This window comes from Phenylobacterium sp., assembly GCF_020253645.1.
In the GTDB taxonomy this organism is placed as follows: Bacteria; Pseudomonadota; Alphaproteobacteria; order Caulobacterales; family Caulobacteraceae; genus Phenylobacterium.
On record NZ_JADCBG010000104.1, the window covers coordinates 42,572 to 54,816 of the forward strand.

Here is a 12,245-nt window from a genome sequence, read left to right on the forward strand (position 1 = left end):
TACGCAGCGCCCGGCCGAAAGGTCGGGCGCCGTCATTTCAGGAGACCGCCATGGCCGACATTCTGATGCCGAAGGCGACCGCTGTCTGGCTGGTCGACAACACTTCCCTGACCTTCGAGCAGATCGCCGATTTCTGCGGCCTCCACCCCCTCGAGGTGAAGGGCATCGCCGACGGCGAGGTCGCCCGCGACATCCGCGGCGCGGACCCCATCGCCAACGGCCAACTCTCCCGCGAGGAGATCGATGCAGCTCAGAAGGACGCCAAGCGCCGCATGACGGCCCTGAAGAGCCGTCATGCCGAACATCTGAAGCCAGCCAAGAAGGCCCCGCGCTACACACCGGTCTCTCGCCGTCAGGATCGTCCTGACGCCATCGCCTGGTTCGTTCGCAACCACCCTGAAGTGCCGGACTCGCAGATTTCGCGCCTGCTCGGCACGACCAAGGCGACCATCGATCAGGTGCGCAACCGCACCCATTGGAACTCGGCCAACATCAAGCCCGTGGACCCGGTCAGCCTGGGGCTCTCGACCCAGCTTGAGCTGGACGAGATTGTCAGGAAGGCGGCTGAGAAGCGCGCCCGGGATAATGCCCGCAAGGGCATTGTCGAACCTGAGGGCCCGACACTCGAGCCGGCCGCCGAGACTACCGCAGAGACCTGGTCGGACGAGGATGACGCCGCCTGATCATGGATCAGGCGGCGGGGCGCGCTCGCGATCTCAACGCCTCGATTTCCTCCTTGATGCGGAGCTTCCGGCGTTTGATGTCGCGGATCGCGATGTCTTCAGAACTGGGGTGGGCAAGGGCGTCCCGCAGTTCGGTCTCAAGCGACCGGTGCCGGCGGTCCAGTTCGCGTATGCGAGCGTCAATGGACATGATCCAGAGTCTCCTTCCATGCGACTGCCCCCACTCAACACCCGCTGGCGCCCTTTGTCAGATCACATAAGATTGCACTGGAAGTCTTCCTAGACTTGGGAACACCCCATGATCACCCGGCGCCCATCCGAGACCGATTTCCCGGCGCTGCGAGGGCAGGTGGGGCCGTCTCTGAGGGCGAGACCGTGAACGCACCCCAGAATCCAGTTGACGAGGCGGAAGCCCGTCGTCGACTGGCCGAGCTTCAACTCGACCACAGCGACCTGGAGGTCGCCATCCTAGCAATCGGGCAGTCGCCTGTTCCCGACATGCTGGTGATCGGAAGACTCAAGCGGAAAAAGCTGGCTCTCAAGGATCAGATCCAGAGGCTTAAGGATCAGCTGACTCCTGACATTATCGCCTGAAGCGGGACGAAGGCCGGCTGTCAGGCCCTCCGCTCTCTGCGCCGGGCATACATGGCGGCATCCGCTCTTGCGAGGAGGTCTTCGCCTTCGACGTCCGGGTGAATTTCGCTCACCCCATAGGACACGTGGAGGGGCGCCGACCACTCCCCGAACTGGACCGGGGCGGCCTCAAGGCTGCGAGCGAGGTTCCTGGCCCGAACCTCGGCGGCGTGAAGCCCGGCCTGGGCGAGGATGACCGCGAACTCGTCACCCCCTACCCGAGCGACCAGGTCTCCCTCGGTCATCTGTGACTTCAGTCGGTCCGCGACAGCACGAAGCGCGAGGTCTCCCGCAGAGTGTCCGAACCTGTCGTTGACGGCCTTGAAATCGTCGAGGTCCAGATAAACCAGGGCCGCCGGCGATCGGTACCTGCGGCTGAAGGTCCGGATGCGCTCAAGCTCTCTCATCAGGGCCCGTCTATTCAGCACCGGCGTCAACGGATCCTCGTCCGCGAGGATCTCCATACGGGTGAGCTGCGCCTTCAGCCGCCCCACCTCCTGCCTCAGGTCGTCTATCTCGGTGAGCAGGGTCCGGATCGCGCCTTGGACAGCGGGGGTGAGTTCGGCCTCGGAAAGTCCCAGAAAGGCCGTCTGATCCGGCTTTGCGGGTCCCCGTCCAGCGACCTTGGCTCCGGCCTGCGCCAGGGCGCGCTTGCGGATATCCGAAAACGGCTGATTTCTTGACCCTGTGACCTTAAGAACCATGGAGGACCATCCGCGAATCTTTTCGGGACGTTAACACTAATTGCTTGCTGTGTGTGTTGACCCGACCGAGCCGGCGCCTATTCTCCGCCCCTCGCCTTTCCGGGGGGCTATCCTATGAGTGCTTCCGTCGCGCCCGTGGCCATCATCATGGGCAGCCGCTCGGACTGGCCCACCATGAAGGGCGCCGCCGACATGCTAGAGGCCCTGGGCGTCGCCTGGGAGGCGCGGGTCGTTTCCGCTCACAGAACGCCCCTTCGCATGGTGGAGTTCGCAAGGGGCGCCCGCGCCGCGGGGATCCGGGTCATCATTGCTGGCGCAGGCGGTGCCGCGCACCTGCCGGGCATGACCGCGGCCCTGACAGACCTGCCCGTTCTGGGAGTCCCGGTGGAGTCCAAGGCCCTGAAGGGGATGGATAGTTTGCTATCCATCGTTCAGATGCCGGCAGGGGTTCCCGTCGCGACTCTGGCCATCGGCGAGCCGGGAGCCCGCAACGCCGGACTCCTTGCCGTTCAGATCCTGTCGCTGTCTGACCCCGATCTTGCCCGGCGTCTGGCGGACTGGCGTACGGCCCAGACCGCCTCGGTCGCAATTTCGGTCGCCGACGACTGAGAGCGCCGTGACGCCCCTTCCTCCAGGCTCCATGATCGGCATACTCGGCGGAGGCCAGCTTGGCCGGATGCTTTCGGCCGCAGCCGCGCGGCTGGGCTTTGATGTGACCATCCTGGATCCTGAGCCGGACTGTCCCGCCGCCCGGGTCAGCGCCCGGCATCTTGTCGCCGCTTACGATGACATTGAGGCCCTCAGGACATTGGCAGGGCTTAGCGCCGTGGTGACCGTTGAGTTTGAGAATGTCCCTGCGGTGGCCCTGGAACGCCTGATGACACTTGGCGTCCCTGTGGCGCCCGGGCCTCGCGCCCTGGCCATCGCCCAGGATCGGGTGGATGAGAAGACCTTCCTCAACGGCGTCGGGGCGCCGACCGTACCGTTCGAGGCGGCCTCTGATCGGGAGGGTGCGGCGCGCGCCGCCGCCCAACTCGGGGGCCGGGTGCTGATCAAGACCCGCCGGGACGGTTATGACGGCAAGGGGCAATCCTGGGCGACCTCACCCGACCAGGCCGCATCGGTGTTTGCGGCTCTCGGCGGCCGGCCGGTCATCGTCGAGGCACCGGCGGTCTTCCGCAGGGAGCTGTCGATCATCGCCGCCCGTGGCTGGGACGGCGCCTTCGCCGCCTATCCCCTGGCCGAAAACGAGCATGAGAATGGCGTTCTCAGGCATTCTATAGCCCCTGCCGAGACGGCGCCTGGGACTGGACGGCAGGCTCAGGAGATCGCTGGAAAGGTGTTGCAGGGTCTGGACTATGTCGGCGTGGCCGGCATTGAACTCTTCGAGCTGGAAGACGGCAGCCTCCTGGTCAACGAGATCGCCCCCCGAGTCCACAACAGTGGTCACTGGACCCAGGACGGGGCGGCCACGGACCAGTTCGAACAGCAGATCCGCGCCGTCGTCGGCTGGCCCCTGGGGCCGGTTCACGCCACGGCGCGCGTGCGCATGAGCAACCTCTTGGGTGACGAAATCCTCCAGTGGCCAGTCCTGGCCTCGGACCCGGCATGCCGGCTTCACCTGTACGGGAAGCGCGAGGCCCGCGCGGGGCGCAAGATGGCGCACGTCAACCGGGTCTCGCCGCTCTAGCGGGTTCAACCCTCCGGAGGAATGGCCTGGAGGGCTTCCTCGAGCTCCGCGAAGGTCGGTTGCGTCATGCTGGGAACGCTGCCGCGACCAATCTCTACCGAAATCTGAGCGGCGTTGCCGTGCAAGTGGGCGACGAGAACCGACTGGATGATCCGGTAGAAGGCGGATTCTTCTTCGACGATGGCGTTCAGCCGTGTCGCGAACGGGCCCACCAGGCCATAAGCGAGGAACACGCCCAGGAAGGTTCCGACGAGGGCGCTGCCGATCATGCCGCCCAGGACGGCGGGGGGCTCGGTGATGGAGCCCATGGTCTTGATCACCCCCAGAACGGCCGCCACGATCCCCAGGGCGGGCAGGGCGTCGGCCATGTTCTGCAGGGCGTGGGCCGGGCCAAGGGCCTCATGGTGGTGCTTCTCGAGCTGCTTCTCCATGGCGTCCTCGACCTGGTGGGGATCCTCCAGGTTCATCGTCATCATCCGCAGGGTGTCGCAGATGAAGTCCACAGCGAAGTGATCCTTCTGGATCCGGGGAAAACGACCGAAGAGGGTTGAGTCCTGGGGGTTCTCGATATGACTCTCGAGGGCGATCACCCCCTTGGCCTTCATCGTCTTGGTCAGAAGAAAGAGCAGGGACAGGAGGTCCCTGTAGTCCGTGGCCTTCCATTTGGGGCCGGCGAAGATCTTGCCCATGCCGCTGGCGACGCCCTTGATCACGTTCGTCGAGTTTCCGATCAGGAGGGCCGCAATGCCGGCGCCCAGGATCATCGCAATTTCGTAGGGCGCGGCCTTGATGATGACATCCAGCTTGCCGCCATGGATGAGGTAGACGCCGAAGACGCAGACGAAGAGCAGCACTATGCCGATGATCTGGAACATGCATTCAGGCGTCCGGTGGAACCTTCCTGACGTGTAACCTCGGAATGCTTAACGTCAGGTGATCATGTTCCGGGTAGCGCCCGGCGGGGGCGGGCCCTATCAGGGGCCGATGTCCAGCGACTCCCCTCAAACCTCCGTCTCGCCGACTGGACTGCCGCGCTCGACCTTCGCCATCATCTTTGCCGTTTCGATGGTCACCGCCATCGGAAACACCGGCATGATCTCGGTGCTCCCGGCGATCGGCCGTTCCATCGGCATGCCCGACGCCATGGTTGCGGCCATTTTCTCGCTCTCGGCCCTTCTGTGGGCCTTTTCCTCTCCCTTCTGGGCGCGGATGTCCGACCGGTTCGGGCGTAAACCTCTGATGATCGTCGGTCTGGCCGGTTTCATGGTCTCCATGGCCTTGTGCTCAGCCGTCGTGGCGGCCGGTCTCCATCACCTGGCTGCGCCCTTCGTCATCTTTGTCCTGTTCCTGCTGGCGAGGGCGCTCTTCGGCCTGTTCGGAGCCGCGTCCAATCCTGCGACACAGGCCTATGTCGCCGAGCACACGCCGGAGGTGCAGCGGACCCAGGCCATGTCCGGCCTCGCCGGGGCCTTCAGTCTCGGCACCGTGATCGGTCCCTTTGTCGCGCCACTCTTCGTCCTGCCCTTTCTTGGTCTTGCAGGTCCTATGGCCTGCTTTGCGCTCATGGCGGGGATCATGCTGGTGGTCGTCTGGAAGCGTCTGCCCGAGAGTCGCTTCCGCCCTGAGCCCACGTCCGTTGGCCCCATCTTCCGGCGCGAGGCCTCTTCCGGTCCGCCCATGTGGCGGGACCCCCGGATGACTCCCTTCCTGATCTACGGTTTCATCGTCGCCGTCAGCCAGACTGCCCAGGGACAGACTCTCGGGTTCTTGATCATCGACAAGCTGGCCTTGTCGCCGACGGCGGCCCAGGGGTTCATCGCCATCGCCATGATGTTCGGCGCGATGGCGGGCCTCCTCGCACAATGGGGTCTGATTCCCCGGTTCGAAATGACCCCGCGTCAACTCCTACGCTGGGGAGTCGCGGTCGCTGCGATCGGCAACCTGATCGTAGCGGCGGCTCCGGACTACTGGGGTGTGGTTGCAGGATACGCGATCTCCAGCCTGGGCTTCGGCCTCGCCCGGCCTGGCTTCACGGTCGGCGCCTCCCTCGCGGTCCGGATCGAGGAACAGGCGCGGGCTGCAGGCGCCATTGCTGCGGTCAACGGCATCAATGTCGTGCTGGCGCCCGCCTTCGTGCTTCTTTACGAAAGGGTGCAGGCTGCGCCCTTCATCCTGAACGCGGCGCTGATGGTCGCCATGCTGGTCTACGCCTACACCAACCCGCAGCTGAAATCCGCCAACCCGCGGCCGGCCAGGATCGAGGGCGCCGACGACCCCCTCGTCTAGCTCGGGGGCGACTTCAGGAGGCCCAGGATTTCCGGCGACAGGTACCCGTCCGCCACAAGGCCGCGGCTCTTCTGCCAGGCGCGAAGCGCCGCCCGGGTCCTCTGCCCGACGACGCCGTCCGGCTCTCCGACGTCGTATCCCGCAGACTGGAGCGCGATCTGGGCGCCGATCCTGTCGGCTCTCGAGAGGGGAGCTTCCTCGGGCCAGGCGCGGACGAGGCCGGCCCTGCCAGCGATCCCGTCCGCCAAGAGACCTGTGGCGAGGGCGTAGGTCACCGCATTGTTGTAGCGTCGGATCACGAAGTGATTGCCGAGCAGCAGGAAGGCCGGGCCCTTTGCGCCCGTCGGGACAATCAACGTCGCCTCCGCCGCCGCCTCGTCCAGGTCCAGGTTCGACCCATCCGCCTGGCGCAGGCCCAGGTCCCGCCAGACCGGGAGGGGTGCGCTGAGGGCCTCCGCGACCGAGAAGTCGAAGGCCTCCGGAGTCGTGACTTCGATCGCCCAGCCTTGACCCCGTCCCCAGCCCGCCCGGACAAGGAGGTTCGCCGAAGACGCGAGGGCGTCCAGCGCGGACCCCCACAGGTCGCGGCGACCATCACCGTCGGCATCGACCGCGAGGCTGAGGAAACTGGAGGGGATGAACTGGGTCTGCCCCATGGCCCCGGCCCAGGATCCCACCAGTCGGCCCCGCGGCCATTCGCCTGAAGCGATGATGCGGAGGGCTGCCAGAAGCTGGTCCTCAGCGAAGCCCCGGCGCCGTCCATCGGCCGCCAGAGTCGCCATGGACCTGATCACGTCATGGTCTCCGAGGTTGGCGCCGTAGCCGGACTCCATTCCCCAGATCGCAACCAGGATCTCGGTCGGAACGCCCAGGGCGGATACGGCGCTCGAGAGGCCCGGTTCCAGTTCCGCCATGCGGCGCCGTCCGATCGCCGCGCGGTCCTCGCTCGCGGCGCGTCGCACATAATGGCTGAAGGGGCGGGAGAACTCCGGCTGGTTTCGGTCGGAACCGCGGACCCGGGGGTCAGGGACGAGGCCCGAGAGCTCCCGTTCCACGACCTCTGCAGGAAGACCGGAGGCAAGGGCGGTGATCCTGAAGGCCGACAACCACTCGGTGAAAGCCGTCTGCGCGGCAGCCTCAAGGTCGCCGGCGGACCTTGCACCCAGGGCAGGTGTGACGAGGGCTGCGGCGGCCGTGGCGAGGAAGGTTCGGCGCTTCATCCACCCTGAGTTAGGATGCTCCGGGGCCCGGGGCAACGGCGGCGTCGCCGCAAGGTCCGGTGACCGGAATTGACTTGCCGCCCTCGGTTCCGTATACGCGCCGCTCACTCGGTCGCCGGGGCTCTGCTCCGCCCGTACGGAAGACGAAGGTCATGAAGGTCAGAAGCTCGCTGAAGTCGCTCAAGACTCGCCACCGCGACTGCAAGCTGGTGCGCCGCAAGGGCGTCGTCTACGTGATCAACAAGACGGACCCCCGCTTCAAGGCCAAGCAGGGCTGAGGCGCCGTCGGCGGCGGTCCGCGGATCGTCCAAAGACCTTCTGTATCCCGCCCTTCGCGACGCCTCGCGGTCAGGGTACAGGCGCTTCAGTCCGCAGCGCCCACGCGCCTCACCTCAGACACATTCCTGCAGGAGCCTCCGGTCATGGCTGGTGATGACGCCCAATCCGATATCCTTAACCAGGACGCCCAAGGGCGCCTGCGCAGCATTGTCGAGCGCATAGAACGCCTTGAGCATGAGAAGGCGGAGGTCATGGAGCAGATCAAGGAAGTCTTCGCCGAGGCCAAAGGCGCCGGCTTCGACGTCAAGATTCTCCGGAAGGTGGTTCGCCTGAGAAAGCAGGACCGGGCAAAGCGGCAGGAGGAGGAGGCCATTCTCGACCTCTATCTTTCTGCGATGGGCGAGATTTGAGAAGGACGCCCGCCGATCCCCGTAAAGCCGCCCGGCGGGCCGCCCTGAACGCCCTCCGACGCACGCGGCGCAAGGCGGAACTCTCAGGCGTAGACCTCTCCGACTGGGAGGGGGAGTTCCTCGGTTCGGTGGAGTCGCGGGTCCAGACTTATGGCCGGGCCTTTGGCGATCCTGAAAAGGGCGTCCCGGGACAGGCTCTGTCGGCCCTGCAGCAACGCAAGCTCAAGGAGATAGCGGCGAAGGCCGCTGGTCATCCGCCACCCTCGTCGGCCGGCCGCCGCCCTCTGCGTCGAAAACGGGACCGTGAGGCAGGGTCCGGTGAGGATCAGGACTGAGCCGGAGGGCCTTCAGCCGCCATCCAGTCCCGCCAGGTCTCCAAGGCCATTTTCCCGGACCTTCCGGTAGAGGGTCGAGCGTCCGATCCCAAGGCGACGGGCCACCTCGCTCATATGGCCCTGGTATCGCTCAAGGGCCAGCCGGATCAGGTCGCCCTCGATGGCCTCAAGCGCCCTCATGTGGCCGTCCTCATCAAGGATCCGTACGGGATGTGCGGCGGTCTCGGCGTCAGGGTCCTCCGCCGGGGCGGGAACCAGTCCCGGCGCCATAGGCGGCGGCGGGGATGCCAGGTGCGCCTCCGACGGGGGCGAGAGGCCCGAGATTGCGGGGAAGTCGTAGGGTCGAAGCTGATGGCCATCCGAGAGCACAATCGCCCTGTAGACTGCATTCTCGAGCTGGCGGATGTTCCCCGGCCAGTCATGGCGCACGAGGAGTTCAAGCGTCTCGGGGGTTGCACCGGTGACGGTCCGGCCCTCCTCAAGGCTGATGCGCCGAATGAAGGATTCCATAAGGGCGGGGATGTCTTCCCTGCGCTCCCTGAGGGGCGGAGCTTCGATGGGAAACACGTTGAGGCGGTAGAAGAGATCTTCGCGGAAGCCGCCCTCCGCGACGGCCCGTGAGAGATCTCTGTTCGTAGCCGAGATGATCCGGACATCCACCTTGCGCGACCGGCGGGAGCCCACGGGATCGATTTCTCCCTCTTGGAGAACACGCAGCAGCTTGACCTGAACGTCCATCGGCAACTCACCGACCTCGTCAAGCAGAAGAGTGCCGCCGTTGGCCTCCTGGAACTTTCCCGCGTGCTTTTCCGTTGCGCCGGTGAAGCTTCCCTTTTCGTGGCCGAAGAGGAGGGACTCGACGAGGGCGCCGGGAATGGCTCCGCAATTGACGGCGACAAAGGGCCGGCCCGCGCGATCCGAGGACCCGTGAACGGCCCGTGCGATGACCTCCTTGCCGACGCCGCTTTCTCCAGTAATCAGCACCGGTATGGAAGATCGGGCGGCGCGCTCGCCCATCCGCCTCACGATCTGCATGGCCGGCGAGTCCCCGACCAGGTCGGAGAAGGTCGTCTTGCCCTCGGCGCGCTTCCGCAGCTGTGCCACCTCGGATTTGAGGGCGCCAATCGACAAGGCGTTATTGATGGAGATCGTGATCCGCTCCGGCGAAGCGGGCTTGACGAAGAAGTCCGTGGCTCCCGCCTGCATGGCCGACACGACCGTGTCGATACCTCCCGAGGCGGTCAGGACGATCACTGGATGCTGATGTCCCCGAACCCGCAGATCACCGAGGGTTTCCAGTCCTGATCGGCCGGGCATGACCAGGTCGAGGAGGATCAGGTCGCAGGCGCCTCCTGAGTCCAGCCGCTCCAGCAGAGCGTCGCCGCTGGGCAGGACCCCGGCGACAAAGCCCTCCCGCTCGAGAACCGCCTGAATGAGGCGTCTCTGGGTTGGATCATCATCCACAACAAGGATCGTCTTGCTCAAGGACCGGCTTCCCCAGAGTTTGCGACCGGGTGTCGGACCCGTCGGTCCGGGAAGGTCGCGTACGCCGGTAAAGGCGAGGTTTCTCTTCCAAGAACACCAGGTCCCGCACTGTGGCAAGTGACGCCATGTCATGGCTTGCCGTTGCCACGGTGTCGGGCATATTCACCTGGCGGCCGGACTTGGGGCCCAGTGGGGAGGAGACAACCATGCTTCAACGCCTTTTGGCGGTGTCCGCCTTGTGCATCCTGGTTGCTGCGTGCGGTCAGGCTGGCGGCAAGGCTGGGCGGGTGGATGGAGAGCGCCTCGCGGCGGCCAGCGGCAATGGCGAATGGCTGGCCGTGGGGCGGACCTATGACGAGCAGCGTTACAGCCCCCTCGACAAGATCAATATCTCCAACGTCAAGGACCTGGGCCTTGCCTGGTACTACGAGTTCGACACCGACCGCGGGCAGGAAGCCACACCGGTCATGGTTGACGGCGTGCTCTACACAACGACCGCCTGGTCAAAGGTCTATGCCTTCGACGCCCGCACCGGGGCCGTGAAGTGGTCGTACGATCCCAAGGTTGACGGATCCAAGGGCATGGACGCCTGCTGCGACGTCGTGAACCGGGGCGTCGCCGTCTGGAAGGGCAAGGTCTACTTCGGGGCCCTCGACGGGAGACTCATCGCCCTGGATGCGGAGACCGGGAAGCCCGCCTGGACCGTCCAGACCACTGACACCTCCCGCCCCTACACCATCACGGGCGCCCCGCGCATCGTGAAGGACAAGGTGCTGATCGGGAATGGCGGAGCCGAGTACGGCGTTCGCGGCTATGTCTCAGCCTATGACGCCGACACCGGCAAGATGGTCTGGCGCTTCTATACGGCCCCCAATCCGGACGGTAAGCCCGATGGTGCGGCCTCCGACAAGATCATGGCCGAGAAGGCCGCGGGAACCTGGTTCGGAGAGACCTGGAAGAAGACCGGCGGCGGCGGGACCATCTGGGATTCCATGGCCTACGATCCGGCCCTGGACATTGTCTATCTCGGCGTTGGCAACGGAACGCCCTGGAACCACCAGGAGCGTTCTGACGGCAAGGGCGACAACCTCTTCGTTTCGTCCATCCTGGCCCTGAGGCCCGACACAGGCGAGTATGTCTGGCACTATCAGACGACCCCGGGCGAAAGCTGGGACTACACAGCCACCCAGCACATGATCCTGGCCGACATCACGGTGGGCGGGCAGCCGCGCAAGGTCCTGATGCAGGCGCCGAAGAACGGCTTCTTCTATGTCATCGACCGCGCGACCGGTCAGCTGATCTCGGCCACGCCTTACGCGCCCGTCACCTGGGCCAAGGGGGTTGACCTGAAGACCGGACGGCCAATCGAGGTGGAAGGCGCGCGCTACGAGAACGCGCCCGCCATGGCGCTGCCGGGCCCGCTGGGCGCCCACAACTGGCACCCCATGGCTTTCAATCCGAAGGAAGGCCTTGTCTACATTCCGGCCCATACGGCGCCCTTCGCCTACACCCGCGTGAAGGACTTCAAGTATCGGCCCGGCGCCTGGAACCTGGGCACCGACTTCCTCGCCAACGCTCTTCCTGACGACGCCACGCAGCTGAAGGCGATCAAGGCCCTGTACAAGGGCCAGCTGATCGCCTGGGACCCCGTCGCGGGAAAGGCGCGCTGGACAATTGAACATCCCTTCTTCTGGAATGGCGGCCTCCTGTCGACGGCCGGCGGTCTCGTCTTCCAGGGCGCGGGCGAGGGCGACTTCGTCGCCTATGAGGCGGCCACCGGCAAGAAGCTCTGGAGCCTGGACACCGGCAACGGCATTGTCGCGGCCCCGTCCACCTACGAGCTCGACGGTGAGCAGTATGTCGCCCTCATGGTGGGCTATGGCGGCGCCGCCGCGACCTCGGCCTCCATCATGCTCAAGGATCGTCCCCGCCTGCCCGGAAGGCTCATGGTCTTCAAGCTGGGCGGCAAGGCGACGGCCAAGCCCTATGTCATCCCCGAGATCCCGGCCCTCGACCTCACCCAGGTCGTCGCCGGCAAGGGTGACGTGAAGAACGGCTTCGCGCTCTATCACGAGAACTGCCAAGTCTGTCATGGCCCCAGCGTTTCGGGGACCTTCCTGCCTGACCTCAAGAAGTCGCAGATGCTGCTCACCGCCGACAGCTTCAAGTCCGTGATGCTCGACGGCGCCCTGGCCAGCCGGGGCATGGCGAGCTTCTCGCGCTTCCTGAACGAGAAGGAAGTTGAGGACCTCCGCGCCTACATCCTGACCGAGACCAGGAAGTCGCAGACCCGGACCGCCGGCGCGTCGTCCGCGTCGCCGAAGGGCTGACCGTCCTTCGCAGGAGGACCTACGGGGCGGTCGCCGGTCCGGCGGCCGCCCTTTTCCTTTCCAGGTCCCGCGTTTCGCTCTAGGGTCGGGCTGTCCTCGGGGAGCCGCGCTCAGGCGGCTGAGAGGCGGGCGAGCCCGCGACCCGCAGAACCTGATCCGGGTCATGCCGGCGAAGGGAAAGGCGCCTCGA

General features: G+C 65.7%; 14 protein-coding genes and 1 riboswitch. Of the genes, 9 read left to right on the top strand and 5 right to left on the bottom strand.

From position 1 onward, the window contains the following. Positions 1-50: 50 nt before the first annotated feature. Complete coding sequence (locus INE98_RS07395; RefSeq protein WP_293537818.1) at positions 51-683, top strand: DUF1013 domain-containing protein; 633 nt, start codon at positions 51-53, stop codon at positions 681-683. Positions 684-690: 7 nt separating this feature from the next. Here INE98_RS07395 and INE98_RS07400 read toward each other — a convergent pair whose 3' ends face one another. Beyond that, positions 691-873 (bottom strand): DUF465 domain-containing protein, encoded by a 183-nt coding sequence (locus INE98_RS07400; RefSeq protein WP_293537820.1) that lies wholly within the window; start codon positions 871-873, stop codon positions 691-693. 185 nt (positions 874-1,058) lie between these two features. Between INE98_RS07400 and INE98_RS07405 the strand changes: the two genes are divergently transcribed. Further along, positions 1,059-1,277, top strand: a complete 219-nt coding sequence (locus INE98_RS07405) for a DUF465 domain-containing protein (protein WP_293537822.1) — start codon at positions 1,059-1,061, stop codon at positions 1,275-1,277. 20 nt (positions 1,278-1,297) lie between these two features. Here INE98_RS07405 and INE98_RS07410 read toward each other — a convergent pair whose 3' ends face one another. Next, positions 1,298-2,020: a GGDEF domain-containing protein gene (locus tag INE98_RS07410; protein ID WP_293537824.1), complete on the bottom strand. Its 723-nt coding sequence runs from the start codon at positions 2,018-2,020 to the stop codon at positions 1,298-1,300. A gap of 114 nt (positions 2,021-2,134) precedes the next feature. Here INE98_RS07410 and purE point away from each other — a divergent pair, with 114 nt between their 5' ends. Next, positions 2,135-2,629 (top strand): 5-(carboxyamino)imidazole ribonucleotide mutase, encoded by a 495-nt coding sequence (gene purE / locus INE98_RS07415; RefSeq protein WP_293537825.1) that lies wholly within the window; start codon positions 2,135-2,137, stop codon positions 2,627-2,629. Positions 2,630-2,636: 7 nt separating this feature from the next. Next, positions 2,637-3,710, top strand: coding sequence for a 5-(carboxyamino)imidazole ribonucleotide synthase (locus INE98_RS07420; RefSeq protein ID WP_293537827.1), 1,074 nt, complete (start codon positions 2,637-2,639; stop codon positions 3,708-3,710). A gap of 5 nt (positions 3,711-3,715) precedes the next feature. On the opposite strand, the gene motA is transcribed toward INE98_RS07420, so the two are convergent. Beyond that, the gene (gene motA, locus INE98_RS07425) at positions 3,716-4,585 is read right to left on the bottom strand and encodes a flagellar motor stator protein MotA (protein ID WP_293537829.1); all 870 of its coding nucleotides are present in this window, start codon (positions 4,583-4,585) and stop codon (positions 3,716-3,718) included. Between the two features lie 109 nt (positions 4,586-4,694). Between motA and INE98_RS07430 the strand changes: the two genes are divergently transcribed. Next, positions 4,695-5,996: an MFS transporter gene (locus INE98_RS07430; RefSeq protein WP_293537830.1), complete on the top strand. Its 1,302-nt coding sequence runs from the start codon at positions 4,695-4,697 to the stop codon at positions 5,994-5,996. Here the strand turns inward: INE98_RS07430 and INE98_RS07435 are convergent. Next, entirely contained in the window at positions 5,993-7,216 is a 1,224-nt protein-coding gene (locus INE98_RS07435; RefSeq protein WP_293537832.1) for a lytic murein transglycosylase, read from the bottom strand. The two genes, INE98_RS07430 and INE98_RS07435, sit on opposite strands and share 4 nt — an antisense overlap. 152 nt (positions 7,217-7,368) lie before the next feature. On the opposite strand from INE98_RS07435, the gene ykgO reads away from it, so the two are divergent. The 3 genes from ykgO to INE98_RS07450 all read left to right on the top strand — a co-directional run bounded on the left by ykgO (position 7,369) and on the right by INE98_RS07450 (position 8,240). After that, positions 7,369-7,494, top strand: coding sequence for a type B 50S ribosomal protein L36 (gene ykgO, locus INE98_RS07440; protein ID WP_056023006.1), 126 nt, complete (start codon positions 7,369-7,371; stop codon positions 7,492-7,494). Positions 7,495-7,638: 144 nt separating this feature from the next. Continuing rightward, complete coding sequence (locus INE98_RS07445; protein ID WP_293537834.1) at positions 7,639-7,905, top strand: DUF2312 domain-containing protein; 267 nt, start codon at positions 7,639-7,641, stop codon at positions 7,903-7,905. Next, positions 7,902-8,240, top strand: coding sequence for a hypothetical protein (locus tag INE98_RS07450; RefSeq protein WP_293537836.1), 339 nt, complete (start codon positions 7,902-7,904; stop codon positions 8,238-8,240). Before INE98_RS07445 ends, INE98_RS07450 begins: the two co-directional genes overlap by 4 nt. 12 nt (positions 8,241-8,252) lie before the next feature. Here INE98_RS07450 and INE98_RS07455 read toward each other — a convergent pair whose 3' ends face one another. Continuing rightward, positions 8,253-9,725, bottom strand: a complete 1,473-nt coding sequence (locus tag INE98_RS07455; RefSeq protein ID WP_293537838.1) for a sigma-54 dependent transcriptional regulator — start codon at positions 9,723-9,725, stop codon at positions 8,253-8,255. Positions 9,726-9,931: 206 nt separating this feature from the next. On the opposite strand from INE98_RS07455, the gene INE98_RS07460 reads away from it, so the two are divergent. Beyond that, entirely contained in the window at positions 9,932-12,055 is a 2,124-nt protein-coding gene (locus INE98_RS07460) for a PQQ-dependent dehydrogenase, methanol/ethanol family (protein WP_293537840.1), read from the top strand. Between the two features lie 94 nt (positions 12,056-12,149). Then, positions 12,150-12,237, top strand: a riboswitch (TPP riboswitch). Positions 12,238-12,245: the final 8 nt, after the last annotated feature.